Origin of the sequence: Aeromonas mytilicola subsp. aquatica (genome assembly GCF_044336385.1) — a bacterium.
Lineage (GTDB): Bacteria > Pseudomonadota > Gammaproteobacteria > Enterobacterales > Aeromonadaceae > Aeromonas > Aeromonas rivipollensis.
In genome coordinates, this window is the sequence record NZ_CP172298.1 from 1262650 (window position 1) to 1281198 (window position 18549).

An 18549-nucleotide genomic window follows, 5' to 3' on the forward strand; every position below is an offset into this window, starting at 1 on the left:
GGATGGAGGTGCGTCATTTGACGGCTTCAATGGTGAGGGTGCCCGAAGGCTGGGCGGTCAAGGCATCCAGACCCGATGCAAGGCGTCCCAGTCGGATTAGGCCGCTCGAGTAACCGAAGTCCCGGTAGTAGATCGCCAGATTGCCCCAGGGTGCGTAGTAAGCGATGTCTCCGACTTGCGGGTCTATCCCCTCTGGCGCCGCCTGAGTCGTCAGCTTGCGCGGCAGGTAGGCAATTTTTTCCGTCTGCGCGTACTCCTCCAGTGCCAGGGTCAGGGGGAGCAGGGAGAAAAAGTCCCGGGCGCTCGGCGTATCGTCGAGCGTCGCCACGGCGGTGCGGCCATTGATGGTCATCTTGATGCGCATGTTGTCTTGTCCGTTGAGGCTGAGGGTGACGTTTTGAGCGAACTCCTGCTGCCACCAGGCCGTGGTGTCGGGGAGGCTAGCCATGGCGAGGGGCTGGCCGATTCGTGGTGTCAGCAAGCGATAGGGCTTGCCGTCGCTGGCAAGGCTGATCCGATCCAGCGGCGCCATCCAGGGGTGGTTGGCCAGGGCAAATTTGCCCAAATGAGCCGGCATCAGGGCACGGGCTTGCAGATCCTCTGCTGCCTTGGCAGCTTCCTCCGGTGTCATGTGGATCAGTGGCCAGCGCGGGTCGTATTGCCCCATGTCCAGCACGGCCAGGTCGATTGGCCCCAGGCGCCGGCCGATATCGGCAAAGTGGCGACCGTAGCCGCTGTCACCGCTGAAGAACAGGGTTTGCCGGACACTCTTAAGGGCGAAGGCGACCCAGAGCGTCTGATTCTTCTTAAACAATCGCCCGGAGTAATGACGTGCAGGCAAGAGATGGATGGTCAGTTCGGGATCCAGTTGCAGGGTGCTGTTCCAATCCGCCTCATGGATGCGGGCCTGTGGGTAGCCAAAGCGCTCCAGATGAGCGCCGACACCGAGTCCGCTGACTACCGCCTTGACCCTGGGCAGCAGTGTCTTCAGGGTTGGGTAGTCGAGATGATCCCAGTGATCGTGGGTGATCAGCAGGTAGTCAATGTCGGGGAAATCCCCGGCGCTATACGGATTACTGCCTGCAAAAGCTTTATTGGCATAGGGCAGGGGGGCAGCATTGTCACTAAAGACGGGATCAATCAGGATGCGCTTGCCCGCCAACTGGACGTAATAGGAGGAGTGTCCGAGCCAGATCACCAGATCCGCATGGCGGTCGAGACGGTGAAGGTCGGTCTTGACGGCAATGAGGAGGGTGGTGGGAGTCAGATCTTTGGCAGGATTCAGCCACCCCGACAGGATGATCGAGAGGGTACTGCTGTCACCGGTCAGTACAGGTGTGGGCTCTAGATTCTGAAATTCACCGCCTCGGTAATGGGGTGAGCGGGTGATGGCATCAAGGCGTGCGCCTGAAGGGATGGCCCCCATCTGCGGTTGCCCGATAAAGAGCATGGCCGAGGCGGCCAGTGCCGCCGCGATCAACAGCAAGGCCGGCAGTATGGTGCGTGTTTTAGTGGTCATTGCCGATCTCCCGACATCAGCTTTCGTGCAGCAGACACGTCATGTGACACCGCATCCGATGGAAAACGCGCGGCGGTATGGCCCGCCGCGTGCTTGGTCTTTACTTCAGGTTGGTCTTGAAGAACTGCTCAAACTGACCAAAGGGGATCTTGCCTGCCACGTTATCGTAGAGATCCACATGGTTGGCGCCCGGTACCACGACCAGTTCTTTTTGCTGACTTCCCACGGCCTTGAAGGCATCTTCGGCAAAGTAGCGCGAGTGGGCGTTCTCGCCGGTGACGACAAGCGTAGGAATCGTGATCTCGCTGGCATAGCTCAACAGCGGCATATTCATAAACGACAGCGGCATGGTGGTGGTCCAGGCTCCGTTAGAGTTCACCGAGCGAGAGTGGAAGCCGCGCGGGACACGGTAGTAATCGAAGAACTCCTTGAGGACCGGATGCGGATTGTCCGGCAGTGCCTCTGGCAGGGTCCGGCTGGCTGCCGTGACCTTACCCTTCTGATCGACATAGAGATCGTGATTGCTATGGGCAAAAGAGCCACTTTCTGCGTCTTGCCAGCGTTGTTCGTTCAGGTGTTTCAATATGGCGCGGCGATCGGCAGTGGTGTAACGATCCTTGCCATCGCCCACCCCATGCCCCATGGCTCGACTCATGTCATACATCACGCTGGTCGCCACGGCTTTGACGCGAGTATCGGCGGCGGCGGCATTGAGGGCCATACCACCCCAGCCGCAGATCCCCAGCAGACCGATCCGGGTACGGTCCACCTCCCCTTGCAGGCCAAGGAAATCGACGGCGGCACTGAAATCTTCGGTGTTGATGTCGGGTGAGGCCACATCGCGGGGTTGGCCGCCGCTTTCGCCGGTGTAGGAGGGGTCAAACGCCAGAGTGACGAACCCGCGCTCGGCCAGGGTTTGGGCATAGAGACCGCTCGACTGCTCCTTCACCGCGCCAAAGGGACCGCCCAGGGCAATGGCCGCCAGCTTGGCGTTTCCCCGGTTCTTCGGCAGATAGAGGTCAGCGACCAGGGTGATGCCATAACGGTTCTTGAAGGTCACCTTGCGATGCTCGACTTTGTCGCTCTGGGCAAAGGTCTTGTCCCATTGGGTCACCATGGAGACGGGTTCAGTGGGATTGGCAGTTTGGGCATGGCTCATGGTGGAGACTCCGGTCAATGCGGCGCCCAGCAGCAGGGCAGACGCGATAGCGGTCAGCTTCTTGGGGATAACATTCATGGTATAGCTCCTTGAAATCGGATTTCTGATTCGTGGTCCTGAGGGGGGCTTGATGGTGTTGTGAACCATGAGCTGCATTCTAGTTAGAACTATTGATGATGATTAGATCGGGTTTTTTGATAACATTGATGCGCTTTTGTTCTTAATTAGGGCGTCCAATGGACGTTGAACAAACTCTGGCTGGCTGAAAAATGTGGGTGGAACAAGATGACAAGCCGCGAGAATTACAACGATCTCCACGTCTTCATGCTGGTTGCCCGGGAAGGCAGCTTTACCCGGGCGGCTGCCAGGCTGGGGCTAGCCCAGTCCGGGATCAGCCGCACCATCCGGGATCTCGAGGCCAGGCTCGGGGTGCAACTGCTGGTGCGCACCACCCGCAGCCTGTCACTGACCCAGGCTGGCGAGCAGTTATACCGCACGGCACAAAGCGGCTTTCAGTCCCTGGATGCTGGGCTCGCCAACCTAGCCCATTTTCGCGACATCCCTTCCGGCACTGTGAGGATCAACGCCAGTCAGCACGCCATCGACAAGGTGCTGTTGCCCAAGCTGGCCATCTTCAGACAGCGTTATCCTGACATTCGACTGGAGCTCATCAGCGAAAGCCGCTTCGTGAACATCATCGACGAGCGCTTCGATGCCGGTGTGCGACTGGGCGGCGAGGTGGGCGAGGGGATGGTGGCCGTGCGCATTACCCCTGATATGGAGATGGTGATGGTGGCGACGCCGGATCATTTTCTGCAATACGGCTTTCCGCAGACACTGGCCGAGCTGGCGGTGCATCCCTGCATTGCCTATCAGTTTGCCGATGGCAGCCTCTATCAGTGGGAGCTGTGGCAGGAGGGCAAACTGGTCAAGCATAGGCCCCAGGGACAGTGGGTCTTCTCCGACAGCTACATGGAAGCGGCGGCAGCAAGAATGGGGTTGGGATTGGCCTATGTCCCTGAGGAGCTGGTCGCCGATGAACTGGTGCGCGGAACCCTGATCCGGGTGTTGCAGCGGTTCAGCCACCGCCTGGATGGCCTCTATCTTTACTACCCCCATCGCAACGTGTCGCCCGCCTTGAGAGCCCTCATCGACACGCTGAAACTGTGAGGAGAGAAGCCAGATGCCTTGGCATATGGCGCCGACAGGGTGAACGCCATGATGCCTCAACCCTGCTCGCAGGATGGACTCGGGCACGGGCGCTGATGGCGACATCGCCCATCAGGGCGTTTTTGGACAAATACCAGAGGAAACAAACTCCTGGTCAGGGGCAAGGCCCCTGGATAGGCGCAGGATTCAGGCCAAGTTCAGCGCTACCCCGGTATGGTGCTCGGCGTCGATGGGAGGCAACGAATGGCAAGCGAGGTGGCTGAAGGTTGAGCCCTGCCCGTTTCTCTTCAAGCCCGCCAAGACGCTGAGGGACGGCGGCATGGGGTGACATCCTGACTCGGGCTTGCTCTCACGGACGACGTCCCTTTTCTGCCGCGACGAGCGGCCGTCCCCATGCCGGTCCCATGATCTCTTTCTGCCGCACCGGCGGCCCCCCATTCTCATGCCGTCCAGGAGGACATATGACCGAATGCCATCTGCCCAAGTGCAACCCCGCCTCTCTCATTCGCCAGATAGGGATAGGTCTGGCGGCTGGCGCCCTCTGCTTGCTGATGTTGAGCTATGTGAGCCCGGCTCGACAAAGCGCGCCCGAGACGGCCTCCGCGCCAGCAGAAGCCTCCTCGCTCCAATCCCGGACGAGCGGCGCCGCGGCAACCGCCCGCCAGGGGGATGAGGCGAGCTTCCCCCTGCCGGCGCTGACGGCCGGGGCTGATGGAGAGAAAGGGGAGGGGATGACCGCCGGGGTGACAGTCACCCCCATGATGGGCGAGCCGAGCGCGGCCGCCTCCACAGCGCAGCAAGAGATAGCGGCGCAAGAGAAGGCGGTCCATCAGCCGCCCATGGGGATACCGGCGAGCCTCCCCCCAGCAGCGCCTCAGCCTGCGGCCAAGGATCCCGTCCCCTCCGAGCCTGGGCCCAAGCCCGCTGCCAAACCGGCGCCCACGTCTGAGAGCAAGCCCGAGATAAAGCCTGCGGCCAAGGCGCAAGCCACGGCACCCGGCAAGGTGAGTCTGACGCCGGCCAAGGTCCTGCAACAGAAGAATGGCAACCACCTCAGCGTTCAACTGATGGGGTCCCGCAGCCTGGCGGCCATAGAGCAGTTTGTGCTCGCCAACCGGCTCGCTGGCCAGGTGTGGGTCTATCAGACCCGGTTCAACGGCAGCCCCTGGTTCGTGGTGCTGAAGGGGGAGTATGCCGGCATGAGCCAGGCCCAGGCGGCCATTCGCACGCTGTCGCCAGCCCTGCAGAAGGCGGATCCCTGGCCCAAGTCATTCGCCCAGGTGAAGCGCGAATTGCAGCAGTAGCCCTGCTGCCTGGATGACGGGGCTCACCCCTTGCGGCTGGCGAGCTGACGCAGCAGCTGGGTGCTCTGGTGCAGGCTCTGCTGCTGCACCTCGCTCAGGGGGCACTGCTTGAGCACGTATTCGGCGCTGGCCACCACCGTCTTCCAGCGCGGTGCCTTGGGCAGGGTGTCCAGGCTCAGGTATTTGTCGAGGGTGCGGGTCTGGGGGCTGGATCTGTCCATGTAGACGCGCCACAGCTTGCTCTTCTCAGCCAGCACTATCTTGCCCTTGCCGGTGCTCTGCTGCCAGGTCTCCAGGGTGAGGCGCATGGTGTCCACCAGGGCCCGGCGCAGGGGCTCGTCATCCTGCTGGCGAATGAGGTTGTCGGCCAGCGATCTGAACTCCCCTCCCAGCCGGCTCAGTTCCCCCAGCAGTTGGCCATCTTCGATGATGGCCTGGCGCGACAGGCTCTTGAGGGCGTTCTCCAGGGCCATCACCCTGTTGTCGTCCTGGCGCTGCTCGGTGCTGAGGGTGAGGGCGAAGGCGTGCTGTCCCCCCAGGCTGATGGGCAGAGCCCGTGCATTGAGCCCGTCCTTCTGGCCCGCCACCAGGAAGCTCAGATCCTGCTCCGGCCGCGCCACCATGTCGGGCCACTGGCTCGCCAGCGGGGTCGCCAGCCACTCGTCCAGCGGCAGCCCCTCCATGGCTTCCGGCTCCTGGCCCAGCAAGCGGGCCAGGGCGCGGGAGGCAAACAGCACCATCCCCTGCTCGTCGATGAAGACCATGGGATCGGCCCCCTCCCCGAGCAGCGCCAGCAGCCGCTCCTGATCCTGATGCAGCTGGGCCTGCAGGCGCAGGCGGTGCTCTATCTCCTGCTTGAGCAGATGATTTTCCACCAGGGAGGCGCGGCCGGCACTGGCCTCCAGCAGGGCCCTGACCCGGGCAAACAGCTCCTCCTTGCAGAAGGGCTTCACCAGATAGTCGTTGGCCCCGGCGTTGAAGCCCTCTTCGATGTCCTTGGGCTGGTTGAGGGCGGTGAGCAGCAGCACCGGCAGCTTGTCCTTGGGATGCTGCTGGCGCAGGCGACGGCAGACGTCGAAGCCGGACAGGGTCGGCATCATCACATCCAGCAGTATGAGGTCCACCGGCTCCTGGGCCAGCTTGGCCAGGGCGTCGTGGCCGTCGCTGCTCGGCAGTATGCGATAGCCGCAGGGCTGCAGCAGGTGGCGCAGTATGTGCAGGTTGATGGGCTCGTCATCCACCACCAGGATGAGGGGCGCGTCTGGTGGGGGCGGGGGCAGATCGTCGCTCTCCCAGTCCGGCAGTATGAGGGGCTGCTGGCGCACCAGCTGATGCTCTATCTGGCGGCTGTCGAGGGTCAGGCTGCCCGCCTTGCCGCTGGCGAGCGGCAGGGTGAAGGCGAAGGTGGAGCCGACGCTCGGCTCGCTCTCCACGAAGAGCTCACCCCCCATCAGGTGCACCAGCTGGCGGGTGATGGAAAGCCCGAGCCCGGCCCCCTGCTTGCTCACCTCCGGGCTCATCTGCACCAGGGGTTCGAAGATGTGCTCCAGATGGTCCTTGGCGATGCCGATGCCGGTGTCTGTCACCCTGATGCGCAGGAAGTTGCCCTCCACCAGGGCGCTCAGCACCACCTTGCCCTGGGGCGTGTACTTGATGGCGTTGCCCACCAGGTTGTAGAGCACCTGTTCGAGGCGCTGCTCGTCCGCTAGCACCGGCGGCAGCTCCGCCGGGCTTATGTCCACCAGGGTGAGGGGCTTGGCCTGCACCAGGTGCTGGCAGAGATCCAGCACCAGCCGGATCACCCCCTTGGAGGAGACGGGCTGGGGGTGTATCTCCAGCTGGCCGTAGCGCATCTGGTGGTAGTCGAGCAGATCGTCCACCAGCCGGGCCAGGCCGTCGGCGCTCTTGATGATGAGGCCGAGCTGTTTCTGCTGGCCCTCGGTGAGATCCTGCTGGCTGGCGAGCATGGACTCGGCCATCCCCTTGATGCCGTGGATGGGGGTGCGCAGCTCGTGGGAGGTGTTGGCCAGCAGCTCGTCTTTCAGCTTGTCCGCCTGTTGCAGGCTGAGGTTCTGCTTGTGGGTCAGCTTGACCTGCTGTTGCAGCTCCTGGGTCTGGCGCTCGATAAGCTCAATCTTGTCTTTCACCGAGCGCTGCATGTGGCGGAACGCCTGGGCCAGCCGGTCGATGTCGTCGTCGGTGCGCGGTATGGTGATGGGGTGCTCCAGGGCGCCATCCGCCACCTGCTCGGCGGCGGCAGTGAGGGAGCGCAGCGGCGCCGTGATGGAGTGGGAGAGCCAGCGCGAGAACAGGATCAGCAGCAGCAGGGATCCCGCCCCCAGCAGGATCACCAGCGTCTCCAGCTGGCGTATGGGGGCATAGGCCTCGCTGGTGGAGACCTCGGCGATGAAGGCCCACTCGGTGTCGAATACCTTGACCTGGGTGTAGGCGGCCAGCACCTCGTCATCGTGATAGGAGAGGAAGGGGCCGACCCCCTGCTCGCCGGAGAGGGCCTTGATGACGAGCGGCGTCTGCAACGGCCGGAAGTTGGGGCTGAAGCTGTTCTCCACGCTGAATTCGGGGGCCAGCCAGGCGTTGGCGCGCATCCGCTTGTCCGGGCCTATGAGGATGGTCTCGCCGGTCTCGCCGAGCCCCTCCCGCTCCGCCATGATCTGGTTGAGCTTGTCCGGCAGCAGCTCGAAGATCACCACGCCGCGCACATAGTCGTATTGCATCACGGGGGCGGCCAGATAGGCGACCACCTGGCCGGTCAGCTCGTTGCGGCCAAAGTCGGTGAACTCGAAGATCTGCTGGGGTTTCTGGCCGCCGTCGAGGCGACGCTTGATCTTGGCGAAGGTGTTGCCAAGACCGCTGGCCTGATAGGGGCCGGAGAGCAGGTTGGTGGCGAAGTTAGGGTGCTTGGTGACCGAATAGACAACGTCACCGTTGAGATCCACCAGGAAGATGTCGCTGTAGTTGGACTTGCGCACCATGTCGGCGTAGCCGCGGTGAAAGCGCTGGTGCACCCGGCCATACATCTCGTCTGCCAGGATCAGGGCGCTGATGGAGGGCTCGATCTCCACCTGGCTGTCCGGTTGTTGCAGCTTGTCCCAGGAGCCGGGCACATAGCGGGCCTGGGCGCGGGCGCGGGCCTCCTGGGGCGTGGTGCCGAGCTTTTCGAAGGCCCCGGTGAAACCGTAGAAGCGACCGATACTGTTGCCGGCAAAGTCCTGCTGGGAGAAGTTGATGATCTGCTCTTTGAGGTTGCCGAAGTAGTCTTCCAGCTGGCTCTTCTTGATGTTGCGCACCGAGACCAGATGGTTGGAAGTCTGGGTGGTGAGGTCCTTGCCGTGGCTGTAGAGGAAAAACAGGGTGACGACCAGGAAGGGCACCAGGCCCAACATGAAGAAAGCCAGCATCAGCTGCGGTCTGAGCCCACGAGGCCTGAAGATCCATTTCATTGTGTGATTTTCAATTGAGAATCCAGTTACTAAGCGCAGTGAGTTTCTGACTAAAGACTAACTATTTCAATGGCTTTATCTTAAATTCGCTCGTCGGGTCACAGGGAGTGGCGGGATTTTTGAGCAAGGCGTTTAAAGCCTGAGCAAACGCTCCGGAAAAGCGCGCAAAGTCATAAAAAAGGGTTGTGCCCGGGCTCGGGGTACGTATAATGCGCCTCGTTGTCAGGCAACTGGCACACGGCAGTCAGGCGGGAATAGCTCAGTTGGTAGAGCACGACCTTGCCAAGGTCGGGGTCGCGAGTTCGAGTCTCGTTTCCCGCTCCAATTTTCCATCGCACCAACGATGGATATCACTTTCAAGACAATCAGTCTTGTCAGCATGGCGCGTTAGCAAAGCGGTTATGCAGCGGATTGCAAATCCGTTTAGTCCGGTTCGACTCCGGAACGTGCCTCCATCTTCTTCCTCAGTTTCATTCTTGTTCCATGCCCTGTTTCATCCCGGAAACGTGTTTCGGCATATCCCCTTGCGTTCAATATCCTTGCTGGGTCAATAACAGCTCGCAGCCCTGCTTGCGCCACTCTCTTTGCAGATAGTGACTTATCTCGTCGAGGGATTGCCCCCGATACTGAAGTTGCAGCTCGGCGGCGTGGTCGGTCAGATCGGCCATCTTCTGCTTCAGCTGACCGCACTGCCACAGGCTGACGACAGGCACTCCCTGGTACGCCAGCGTGATGGCGTCATCCCGATTGAGTCGCCACTCCTGCCACTGTGACCAGGCGAGCAGACCCAGCACGCTCAGGACAGCAACATCTGCCAGTTTCATGCGCTTCTCCCCCCATTCATCTGCCCATGTTCTAACTCTTGCCCAAGACGTAGCTTTTGCCAGCCTTGTTATTTTTTGGTTAAATAATGTAACCCAGTTTCACTTTCTGGTTTTTAGGCGGTTTTTTTATAAAAAAAGGGGCTTGTTGGTGTAGTAATCCTACAGCTTGTGGAGTAATCTTTGCTCAGTGGTCTTACCAGTGAGGCGTTAAATCATGTTTCATCCCTTCTCCCTGACTCAGATAATCCTTCGCCGCATCTTCGTACTGATGGTGGGTCTGCTCGCTTTCCCGGTGATGCTGTTTCGCCGCGATCGCGCCCGCTTCTACAGCTACCTGCACCGGATCTGGAACAAGACCAGCACCAAGCCGGTGTGGCTCAAGATGAGCGAACGGGGTGAGCGGATCTTCTACTGATCCCCTGCCCACAATGAAAAAAGACAGCCCAGGCTGTCTTTTTTTATGGCCGGCCCCTCGCATGGGCCTCTTTCCCGCATGGCTGAGAAGTCAGCCCCTGGCTTGCTCCCTGCCGAGTTCGGCCAGCGCCGCGCGCAGGCGGGCTAGGCCTATGGGCTTGAACAGGCAGTCGTTCATGCCGGCGGCCAGGCAGAGCTCCCGCTCGCGAGGCAAGGCGTGGGCGGTAAAGCCCCAGACCGGCAGCTCATGGCCACGGGCGCGCAGGTTGCGCGTCAGTTCGAAGCCGTCCATCACCGGCATCTGGCAGTCGGTGATGGCGAGATCGAAGGGGTTGCTGCCGACGGCACGCAAGGCCTCCAGCCCGTTGCTGCGCACGCTGACCTCGTGTCCCAGGTGCTTGAGCTGCTGGCGCAGCAGGATCTGGTTGGCATGGTTGTCATCCACCACCAGTATCCGCAGCCGGGGCCCTGGCTCCCGGGGAGGGAGGGGGGCCGTCACCTGCGGGAGATCCGGGGTGGCCAGGGTCAGGGGCAGTTTTATCTCGAGGCGGGTCCCCCGTCCCGTCTCGCTGTCGATGCCTATCTCTCCTCCCATCATCTGGCACAGGATGCGGGCCAGGTTCAGGCCAAGGCCGCTGCCCGGGTACTGCTGGGGGGAGTGTGCACGGTAGAAGGGGGTGAACAGCTGGGGCAGCTTGTCCGTCGGGATGCCGACTCCGGTATCTGCGATGACCAGGTGCAGCATGGGGGCCTGTTGGGGATCTCCCGCCAGGGAGGCGCTGATGCTCACCTCGCCCTGCTCCGTGAACTTGATGGCGTTGCCGATCAGGTTGAAGAGGATCTGGCGCAGTCGAAGGGAATCGATCAGCACAGTCGGCAGGGGGGCGACGGGCAGCTCGACACTATAGGCCACCCCCTTTTGCCCGGCCATGCCATCGAACACCCGGGTGACCGACAGCAGCAGCGGCGTCAGCTCGCAGGGGGTCGGGGTCAGGGTCATCTGGCCCGCCTCTATGCTGGCGATATCCAGGGTATCCCCGAGCAGATCCAGCAGACCGTTCGCCGAGTCCGCGGCGATGCGCAGCAGCTCGGCGCTATGGCGACTGAGGGCGGGATCTTCGGTGGCGAGCTCCAGCATACCGAGGATGGCGTTCATGGGGGTGCGGATCTCGTGACTCATGGTGGCGAGAAAGTCGCTCTTGGCCCGGCTCGCGCTGTCGGCCTGCAGCTTGGCCTGGCGCAGGGCCTCCTCCAGCTGCTTGCGGTCCGTGATGTCGATCCAGCCGTCGATCACCCCGCTGATGGCCCCCTCGCCATCGAAGTAGGGCACCATCCAGTGATAGATGTGGGTCTGGCTCCCTTCGCGATTGAAAATCCGATCGGCAAAGATGGGCTGGCCATGCTGCACCACCTTCGCAAAGTCCTGCTCCAGGGCTGAGATGCTCAGGGAGTCGATCAGCCCTTCCAATCCCTGAGCGAAGGGCTGACCCATGACCTTTTCCGGGCGGGCACCGAGCTGGGCCAGGTATTTGCTGTTGCACAACAATACCTTGCCGCTCTTGTCCCGCACCACTATGGGGTGGGGCTGACTCTCCCCGAGCGCCTTGATGAATCTCACGTGGGCCTCCAGTTGCTGGCGGGAGGCCTGCTCGGCGCGGGCCAGCCGCTTGAGCATGAGGTTGCGATAGATCAGCACCAGGGCCAGGGCGAGGAGCACCGCAAACAACAGGTAGAAGGCGTGGGCGTGGCGCTCGATGAAGCCCGGCACCGGCAGTTTGCGGTTGCGCCACTCGTAGCTCGTCATGGCCAGCTCGTTGGGCGGGATGGCGAGCAGGGTCTTGTCGAGGATATTCATCAGCATCTCGTTGCCGGGCTGGCTGGCAAAGCCCATCCGGATGGGTTCGTCATCGGCGGGCCCCGCGATGCGCAGCCGGGTTCGCGGATCATTGTCCAGGGCGTGGCGGGCAAAATAGAGCGGCACTATGGCGGCATCCAGCCTGCCCCCCTCGACGGCCTGCATCGCCTCCTCGGCGCTCTCCATGATGGTGAGCCTGCTGTCCTCCAGCTGATCGGCGAGCGGGTTGTAGCGGGTGATCCCCAGGCGCTTGCCCGTCAGACTCCGCAGCGAGTCCATGCTCTCCTCCCCCTGATGGGTGAGGATCACGTAGATGTCGTCCGTGGCATAGGGGACCGAGGGGCGCAGGCCATAGCGCTCGGCCACGGGCCGGGAGATGGCACCGATGAGATCGAGGCGCCCCGATCGGATGGCCTTGTCCCGCTGCCGGTCGGAGTCGAAGCGGATGAACTCGAAGGAGAGGCCGGTGCGCTTGCTCACCTTGGCCAGCATGTCGACCGTCATGCCGGTGAGCTGGCCGTCGTGATCCATGGCGCCATAGGGGTAGAGGTTGTCCATCAGCCACACCCTGATGGGGGGAGACTGACGCATCCAGGCCAGCTCGGCGGCGTCATAGCGCTCGCTCGCGCTGTCATTCATGTCACGTATGGGCCCGTTCCACTGGCTGAAGATGGCATTGCGGGTTCCGTCGTCGATGGCCTCCAGGCCGCGATTGATGAGGCCGAGCAGGGCCGGTACGCGGGCGGAAACTGCGAAGCGAAAGTCGGCCGGTGCCAGGCTGGGTTGTGCCTCGCCGCGCTGCCTGAGGTGGTCGAAGCGCTCGCTGTTGAGGTAGTGCATGGCGTGGGCGTCGCTGAGCAGTATCTCCTGGCGGCCGAAGAAGACGGCGTCGAAGGCCTCCATGTTGGAGGGATGGGTCACCAGGGTGAGGGTAGGGTAGTAGAGCCTGAACCTCTGGGTATCAATCTGCCCCGCTACGGCGGCGACGCGCTGGCCCGGGGCCAGCAGGGGGCCCTGATAGGGTTTGGGGGTCGAGAAGACCAGGGCGCTGCTGAAGTAGGGGTTGCTCAGCCGGATCCCGGAGGCCTCGGTGTCCGCCAGGGTCAGGTTGCCGAGGTTGACCAGATCGATCTCTCCCCGGCGCAGGGCGAGCAGGGCGCTCTCCTTGTCGGCGAAGCGGTGCAGTGACAGGGGCTTTTGTAGTAGATGGGCGAGGATGCCGAGGTAATCGGCGGAGATCCCCTCGAACCTGTGCTTTGAGACGATCATGCTGAAGGGGCGGTAATCCTCTGCGAGGAGGCCGACCCGCAGTTGCCTTGCCTGCCGCAACCAGGCCTGCTCGGCCTTGGACCAGCGGGGAGGGGCTATCTCGGGGTCGTGACGGCTGTGCAGCGTCAGCGCCAGCGCAGGCTGGATGAACAGCAGACAGAGCAGGATCAGTGATCGATAGAGGTTCATCATGCCACCTGGAACGGGACAGCCATCCTTGCCGGGTCTGGGCCAAAGGCGGCCATTCTACCGGAAAATGGCTATAACGAGTCCCTTATTTGGCCGCAGCCAGCATGAAAGGCACAAAGATGGCGGCGTGAGCCGCCATTCGTACCCAGGGGTTGCCGGGATCAGCCGAACCTGTAGGCGCCCATGTAGAGGCTGCCATAGTCCCAGCTCTGGTGCAGCCTGGTCGGTCTGTCGCTCCCCGCCGCCCCGAGCGCCACGAACAGCGGACGCAGGTGATCGTCATGGGGATGGGATTCCACGGCGCCAGGGGCCTGGGCCCGATAATCTTCCAGCGCCGCCCTGTCACCCTCATCCATGGTCTGCTCCAGCCAGTGCACGAAGGCGCTCGCCCAGCGGGGCACAGGGCTGTCGTCCGGCCCGAGCGCCCTCAGGTTGTGGGTGATGGCGCCGGAGGCGAGGATGGCGATGCCCTGCGCACGCAGGCCCTGCAGCGCCTCCCCCAGTTGCCACAGCTGGGCCGGGGTGAAGCCGGCCGGGATGGAGAGCTGCACCAGGGGGAGTTCGCTCTGGGGATCCATCAGGGAGAGGGGCGACCAGACCCCGTGATCCAGCTCGCGGTTTACCGCGGTGGCGGGCAAGCCCGCCAGCAGCAGCTGATCGCTCACCGCCTCCTGCAGCCATTGTGGACTCTTGGCCGGCCAGCGGATCCGATAGAGGGGCTCGGGGAAGCCGTAGAAGTCGTACATCAGGGCCGGGTTCGGCTCGACGTTGAGCTGCAGCTCGCTGCGGCTGAACCAGTGGGCCGAGAGAACCACCAGCCCCCTTACGCCCTCAAGGCGCAGCTGTTTCAGGAACCGGGTGGCAGGCTGATCCCGCAGCACCAGATCCGGGGCGCCGTGGGAGATAAACCAGACGGGGGCGATAGCCATGACAGACTCCATATGCGTTGTGCCGATGCGTGCTGCGCACCGAAAACCCGAGGTCAGGGCGACATGCCGCTGACGATGTGGTCATTATCTGCCCCAATGGTTGGGTTAACAATCAGGCTTTATGGATAAGCACCGTTCACTTTTGGTTAATAGTCTGAGCTGTAAGGGCGAACGAAATGGCGCAGAAACGACAAAGCCGGCGCACTGCGCCGGCTTTGTCGTCAAGGCCCCGTCGGGCGGCGGCAGCTTACTGGATACCCAGCAGCTCAACGTCGAAGATCAGCACCGAGCCAGGTGGAATTTTACCAGCGGCACGGTCGCCGTAGGCCAGATTGGCGGGGATGTAGAAGCGGGTCTTCTCCCCTTCCACCATCAGCTGCACCCCTTCGGTCCAGCCCTTGATCACCTGATTGAGGCCAAACTCGATGGGCTCGCCGCGGGCGACCGAGCTGTCGAATACGGTGCCGTCCAGCAGCTTGCCCTCGTAGTGCACCTTCACCTTGCTGGTGGCGGTGGGGTGAACAGTGCCGCTGCCCTGGGTCAGCACTTCGTACTGCAGGCCGGAGGCCGTGGTGGTCACCAGGGGCTTCTCCTTGTTGCTGGCGAGGAACTCGGCGCCCTTGCGCACGTTCTCTTCGGCCAGTTTCTTGTTGTTGCTGCTGGAGTAGAAGTAGTAGGCCACCCCGGCGACGAGCAAGGCGATCAGAATGAATTTCATCGGTTTTCCTATTCCCTGAAATGCAAAGAGTGCAATGAGAACGGCATCTTATCCCAGTCGGGGAGGGAGGGCGAGTGGGACGCAGGAGGATGTGACGGGGCTGACAGAGGACCAGGGGGCCAGAACCTAGCCCCCTGGTCTCATGTGGCGGATTACTTCACCGCCACCATCATCAGGGCGGGCAGGGCGAAGAAGAGCCCGGCCACATAGCCCAGCGCCAGCAGCTTGTTCTCGCTGCCGACCCGGGCCAGGGTCTCGGCGGCCTTGATGGGCAGCTCCCGCAGGAAGGGAACCCCGTAGATGAGTACCACGGCAAACAGGTTGAACAGCACGTGGACCAGGGCTATGGTCAGCGCCAGCTGGGCACCGGCACCGCTGATGGCGGTGGCGGCCAGCAGGGCTGTGATGGTGGTGCCTATGTTGGCCCCCAGGGTGAAGGGGTAGAGCTGACGGGTGGTGAAGACACCGCCGCCGGCCAGGGGGATCATCAGGCTGGTGGTGGTGGAGGAGGACTGCACCATCACAGTCATCAGGGTGCCGGAGGCGATGCCGGTCAGCGGGCCACGGCCCAGCGCCTTGTGCAGCAGCTCCTTGGCGCGGCCCACCATGACCCGTTGCAGCACCTTGCCGAGGCTGGTGACGCAACCCAGGATCAGCAGTATGCCGATGACGATTGTGGCGATGGCAGGGCCCTTGCCCGGCAGGAAGGCGACGGCCGCGTCGATGAGATCCAGCGACGGCGAGATGAGGGGTTTCATGAAGTCCATCCCCTTCATCGACATGTCGGCTGAGCCCATCAGCAGGCCGGAGATCCACTCAGCGCTCTGCTGCAGCAGGCCGAACATCAGCTCCAGCGGCAGGAAGATGAAGACCGCCATCAGGTTGAAGAAGTCGTGTACTGTGGCGGCGGCGAAGGCGCGGCGAAACTCTTCCCTGTCCCGGATGTGACCGAGGGAGACTATGGTGTTGGTGATGGTGGTGCCGAGGTTGGCCCCCATCACCATGGGGATGGCCATCTCCATGGGCAGGCCACCGGCCACCAGGCCGACGATCACCGAGGTGACTGTGCTGGAAGATTGCACCAGGGCGGTGGCCAGGATGCCGAGCAGCAGGGCAACGAAGGGGTTGTTGGCGAAAGCGAAGATCTGGGCAGCGCCCTCGGCGCCGCCGGAGAAGCCCTTGAAGCCGTGGGAGACGGCGCCAACGGCGACCAGGATCAGGTAGATCAGCGTGATCACCGCGAGCCAGTTGAACAGGGGGCCGGGACGGCGGGTCTGCTGGGGTGCGGAAGATGCGGTGCTGTGCATATGGCCTCTTGGGGTCGTTCTGCGTTGAAATGGACGGGCGCATTACAACAAGGCTCCATGACAGAAATATGACAAAGTGACACTTTTATGATGTTTTGGTGACAGGGCGGCAGGGGGCGTCGCAGACAAAAAGTGTCGGAGCAAACGGCGATATGGCGCCATCCGGCTCAGAGTTGGCCCCTGATCTTGCACTGAGATCCCAGGGTTATATGCTGCCAGGCTTTCCTGTCTTCAAACTGAGGAAGTGATGATGCGTGCATGGGTTTTGTGTCTTTCCCTGGGTCTGCTGTCTGCCGGTGCGCAGGCCAGCGTGTTCAAGTCCGAGTGCAACCTCGACAAGGCGGCCAGAAACGAGGCGATGAATGCGACCCTGGGGGTCAAGGGCAACTGCGATGCCGACAAGTTGGTGCGTCAGCAGAAGGAGAAGGCCAAGGCCGAGGTGAAGAACACCACCACTGACGTGCTGGACAAGAAGACGGCGGGCCTGAAAGAGGCAAAGCAGAACACCAATGCGGCCCTGGACAAGCAGACCGCCGATCTGAAACAGACTCAGGACAAGGTCAACCAGACTCGCAAGGATGTCAAAGCCGTAGCCAAGGATCCGGTCAAGGCGGCCGCCACTGCGGTGATCAACCAGGGGTGAGGGATAGTCCTACGCAGGTCTGCATGCAAGAAGGGGAGCCATGGGCTCCCCTTCTGTTTGGCTGTCATCCGGCCGGACTTACTGGCCGTCGGCCGTTTCCTCGTACTGACGGAAGGGGATGCGGAACACCGCCAGGCGCAGGAAGAGGTAGGTAACCCCGATCCCCGCCCAGATGAGGCCAAGCTCCAGGGAGCTCTGCTCCAGGTTGATCCAGAGCGCCCCTATGGTGGCGGCCCCCAGCAGCGGCAGCACCAGGAACAGCAGGTGATCCTTCAGGCTCTTGTTGCGTTTCTCGCGCACCCAGAACTGGCCGATGACCGACAGGTTGACGAAGGTGAAGGCCACCAGGGCGCCGAAGTTCACCAGCGCCAGCGCCATATCCAGATCGAACGACACCGCGGAGAGGGCCAGGGCCCCCACCAGCAGCACGTTGATGGCCGGGGTGCGCCAGGTGGGGTGGATATAGCCGAACACCCGCTCCGGTATCATGCGATCGCGACCCATCACGTAGAGAATGCGCGACACGCCGGCGTGGGCCGCCATGCCGGAGGCGAGCACGGCCGCCGTGGTGCACACCAGCACCACGCTCTGGAACAGGGTGCCGCCGACGTAGAGGGCGATCTCCGGCAGCACGGCGTCCGGCTCCTTGAAGCGGGCCAGATCCGGGAAGAAGAGCTGCAGGCTGTAGGAGACGGTGACGAAGATGATGCCGCCGATGAGCGCCGTCAGCACTATGGCGCGCGGGATCACCTTGCCGGCGTTCGGGGTCTCTTCCGACAGCGAACTCAGGCCGTCGAAGCCGAGGAAGGAGAAGCAGAGAATGGTGGCGCCGGTGAAGAGCGGCAGCATGCCGGCGGACTCCAGGTGGAAGGGGCGGCTGCTTAGCAGGGTGCCTGTCCCTTCGCCGTGCAGCAGTCCCCAGGCGATGAGGCCGAGGAAGGTGAGGATGATGGCAACCTGGATAAAGACGATGAAGCCGTTGAGGTTGGCCACCAGCTTGATGCCGCGCAGGTTCAGGAAGGTCATCACTGTCACCAGGCCGAAGATGAAGATCCAGGGATCGACGTTCGGGAACATGGCGGTCAGATAGATCTTGGCCAGCAGTATGTTGATCATCGGCATGAACATGTAGTCGAGCAGGGAGGACCAGCCCACCATGAAGCCCACATAGGGGTGGAACACCTTCTGGGCATAGGTGTAGGCGGAGCCTGCGGACGGGAAGCGGCGCACCAGATGGCCGTAGCTGAAGGCGGTCAGCAGAATGCCGCCCAGCGCCAGCAGGTAGGCGGTGGCGACCCGGCCCTCGGTGATGTCACCGACGATGGCGAAGGTGTCGAACACTGCCATGGGGGTCAGATAGGCCAGGCCCATCACCACCACTTGCCACATGCTGAGGGTTTTTATCAGACGAACGGGTTGCTGGCTCACTCAGGCTTCCTCCTTGCACGGCAGGCAGGAGGTGGAATGGCGTGAGGCCATGGGACTGGTTTCTCGCATCCGCAGCGGATCGGTATGCAAACCACAGACGTTGGTCGCGCGGCGACCAAAGCAGGTTCCGGCGACAACCGGAGACAAAGCCAATAAGAGCCCCATGTTTTTCCTCATTGCGGCATTAGGTCCATCTGAACCTAGATATCATTTCCGGAGTGGTTCCGGCCTCGAAGTAGACACTTGTTTTCAAAATGAAAAATAACCGATGTGAGGATCACATCGGTTATTCAAATCGGCGCGCATTTTGCCCCAGATGGGGGGGGATGACAAGCCAGGATCGGCATTCCCGGCAAGAGA

The 18549-nt window shown here is 62.3% G+C and carries 13 protein-coding genes and 2 tRNA genes; 6 read left to right on the top strand and 9 right to left on the bottom strand.

Translation table 11 applies throughout. The features are described 5' to 3' along the window. Window positions 1–13: 13 nt before the first annotated feature. Both ACFWHB_RS06035 and ACFWHB_RS06040 read right to left on the bottom strand, forming a co-directional pair. On the bottom strand, window positions 14–1519 hold the full coding sequence (locus ACFWHB_RS06035; protein ID WP_395949665.1) for a cyclophilin-like fold protein: 1506 nt from the start codon (window positions 1517–1519) through the stop codon (window positions 14–16). A gap of 100 nt (window positions 1520–1619) precedes the next feature. Continuing rightward, window positions 1620–2756, bottom strand: coding sequence for an alpha/beta hydrolase (locus ACFWHB_RS06040; RefSeq protein ID WP_289983891.1), 1137 nt, complete (start codon window positions 2754–2756; stop codon window positions 1620–1622). Window positions 2757–2963: 207 nt separating this feature from the next. Between ACFWHB_RS06040 and ACFWHB_RS06045 the strand changes: the two genes are divergently transcribed. Both ACFWHB_RS06045 and ACFWHB_RS06050 read left to right on the top strand, forming a co-directional pair. After that, entirely contained in the window at window positions 2964–3848 is an 885-nt protein-coding gene (locus ACFWHB_RS06045) for a LysR family transcriptional regulator (protein ID WP_395949666.1), read from the top strand. A gap of 461 nt (window positions 3849–4309) precedes the next feature. Continuing rightward, window positions 4310–5152, top strand: coding sequence for an SPOR domain-containing protein (locus ACFWHB_RS06050; RefSeq protein WP_395949667.1), 843 nt, complete (start codon window positions 4310–4312; stop codon window positions 5150–5152). 23 nt (window positions 5153–5175) lie between these two features. Here the strand turns inward: ACFWHB_RS06050 and ACFWHB_RS06055 are convergent, their stop codons facing one another. Further along, entirely contained in the window at window positions 5176–8613 is a 3438-nt protein-coding gene (locus ACFWHB_RS06055) for a hybrid sensor histidine kinase/response regulator (RefSeq protein WP_395949668.1), read from the bottom strand. Window positions 8614–8861: 248 nt separating this feature from the next. Here ACFWHB_RS06055 and ACFWHB_RS06060 point away from each other — a divergent pair. Both ACFWHB_RS06060 and ACFWHB_RS06065 read left to right on the top strand, forming a co-directional pair. Continuing rightward, window positions 8862–8937, top strand: a tRNA-Gly gene (locus ACFWHB_RS06060). 57 nt (window positions 8938–8994) lie between these two features. Beyond that, window positions 8995–9068: transfer RNA gene (locus tag ACFWHB_RS06065), tRNA-Cys, on the top strand. Window positions 9069–9143: 75 nt separating this feature from the next. Here the strand turns inward: ACFWHB_RS06065 and ACFWHB_RS06070 are convergent. Further along, window positions 9144–9437, bottom strand: coding sequence for a hypothetical protein (locus ACFWHB_RS06070; protein ID WP_111910060.1), 294 nt, complete (start codon window positions 9435–9437; stop codon window positions 9144–9146). 214 nt (window positions 9438–9651) lie between these two features. On the opposite strand from ACFWHB_RS06070, the gene ACFWHB_RS06075 reads away from it, so the two are divergent. Beyond that, complete coding sequence (locus ACFWHB_RS06075; RefSeq protein ID WP_025327782.1) at window positions 9652–9852, top strand: YbfA family protein; 201 nt, start codon at window positions 9652–9654, stop codon at window positions 9850–9852. A gap of 90 nt (window positions 9853–9942) precedes the next feature. Here ACFWHB_RS06075 and ACFWHB_RS06080 read toward each other — a convergent pair whose 3' ends face one another. The 4 genes from ACFWHB_RS06080 to ACFWHB_RS06095 form a co-directional block, all read right to left on the bottom strand. Beyond that, window positions 9943–13164, bottom strand: coding sequence for an ATP-binding protein (locus ACFWHB_RS06080; protein WP_395949670.1), 3222 nt, complete (start codon window positions 13162–13164; stop codon window positions 9943–9945). Window positions 13165–13325: 161 nt separating this feature from the next. Next, complete coding sequence (locus tag ACFWHB_RS06085) at window positions 13326–14093, bottom strand: DODA-type extradiol aromatic ring-opening family dioxygenase (protein WP_395949671.1); 768 nt, start codon at window positions 14091–14093, stop codon at window positions 13326–13328. A gap of 247 nt (window positions 14094–14340) precedes the next feature. Beyond that, window positions 14341–14811 carry an FKBP-type peptidyl-prolyl cis-trans isomerase gene (locus tag ACFWHB_RS06090; protein ID WP_106886177.1) on the bottom strand — a complete coding sequence of 157 codons (471 nt, stop codon included), beginning with the start codon at window positions 14809–14811 and terminating at the stop codon, window positions 14341–14343. A gap of 152 nt (window positions 14812–14963) precedes the next feature. Continuing rightward, window positions 14964–16118 (bottom strand): Na/Pi cotransporter family protein, encoded by a 1155-nt coding sequence (locus ACFWHB_RS06095; RefSeq protein WP_395949672.1) that lies wholly within the window; start codon window positions 16116–16118, stop codon window positions 14964–14966. 250 nt (window positions 16119–16368) lie between these two features. Between ACFWHB_RS06095 and ACFWHB_RS06100 the strand changes: the two genes are divergently transcribed. After that, window positions 16369–16761 (top strand): hypothetical protein, encoded by a 393-nt coding sequence (locus ACFWHB_RS06100; protein WP_106886179.1) that lies wholly within the window; start codon window positions 16369–16371, stop codon window positions 16759–16761. Window positions 16762–16839: 78 nt separating this feature from the next. Here the strand turns inward: ACFWHB_RS06100 and ACFWHB_RS06105 are convergent, their stop codons facing one another. Beyond that, entirely contained in the window at window positions 16840–18150 is a 1311-nt protein-coding gene (locus tag ACFWHB_RS06105) for an APC family permease (protein WP_106887887.1), read from the bottom strand. Between the last annotated feature and the right edge of the window lie 399 nt (window positions 18151–18549).

Excerpts from the sequence above, each read along its gene's own strand:
- ACFWHB_RS06045 (WP_395949666.1), top strand. The coding sequence starts at position 2,964 with ATGACAAGCCGCGAGAATTACAACGATCTCCACGTCTTCATGCTGGTT.
- ACFWHB_RS06035 (WP_395949665.1), bottom strand. The coding sequence starts at position 1,519 with ATGACCACTAAAACACGCACCATACTGCCGGCCTTGCTGTTGATCGCG.
- ACFWHB_RS06085 (WP_395949671.1), bottom strand. The coding sequence starts at position 14,093 with ATGGCTATCGCCCCCGTCTGGTTTATCTCCCACGGCGCCCCGGATCTG.
- ACFWHB_RS06055 (WP_395949668.1), bottom strand. The coding sequence starts at position 8,613 with ATGAAATGGATCTTCAGGCCTCGTGGGCTCAGACCGCAGCTGATGCTG.
- ACFWHB_RS06100 (WP_106886179.1), top strand. The coding sequence starts at position 16,369 with ATGCGTGCATGGGTTTTGTGTCTTTCCCTGGGTCTGCTGTCTGCCGGT.
- ACFWHB_RS06075 (WP_025327782.1), top strand. The coding sequence starts at position 9,652 with ATGTTTCATCCCTTCTCCCTGACTCAGATAATCCTTCGCCGCATCTTC.
- ACFWHB_RS06090 (WP_106886177.1), bottom strand. The coding sequence starts at position 14,811 with ATGAAATTCATTCTGATCGCCTTGCTCGTCGCCGGGGTGGCCTACTAC.
- ACFWHB_RS06080 (WP_395949670.1), bottom strand. The coding sequence starts at position 13,164 with ATGAACCTCTATCGATCACTGATCCTGCTCTGTCTGCTGTTCATCCAG.
- ACFWHB_RS06095 (WP_395949672.1), bottom strand. The coding sequence starts at position 16,118 with ATGCACAGCACCGCATCTTCCGCACCCCAGCAGACCCGCCGTCCCGGC.
- ACFWHB_RS06070 (WP_111910060.1), bottom strand. The coding sequence starts at position 9,437 with ATGAAACTGGCAGATGTTGCTGTCCTGAGCGTGCTGGGTCTGCTCGCC.
- ACFWHB_RS06050 (WP_395949667.1), top strand. The coding sequence starts at position 4,310 with ATGACCGAATGCCATCTGCCCAAGTGCAACCCCGCCTCTCTCATTCGC.
- ACFWHB_RS06105 (WP_106887887.1), bottom strand. The coding sequence starts at position 18,150 with ATGTGGCAAGTGGTGGTGATGGGCCTGGCCTATCTGACCCCCATGGCA.
- ACFWHB_RS06040 (WP_289983891.1), bottom strand. The coding sequence starts at position 2,756 with ATGAATGTTATCCCCAAGAAGCTGACCGCTATCGCGTCTGCCCTGCTG.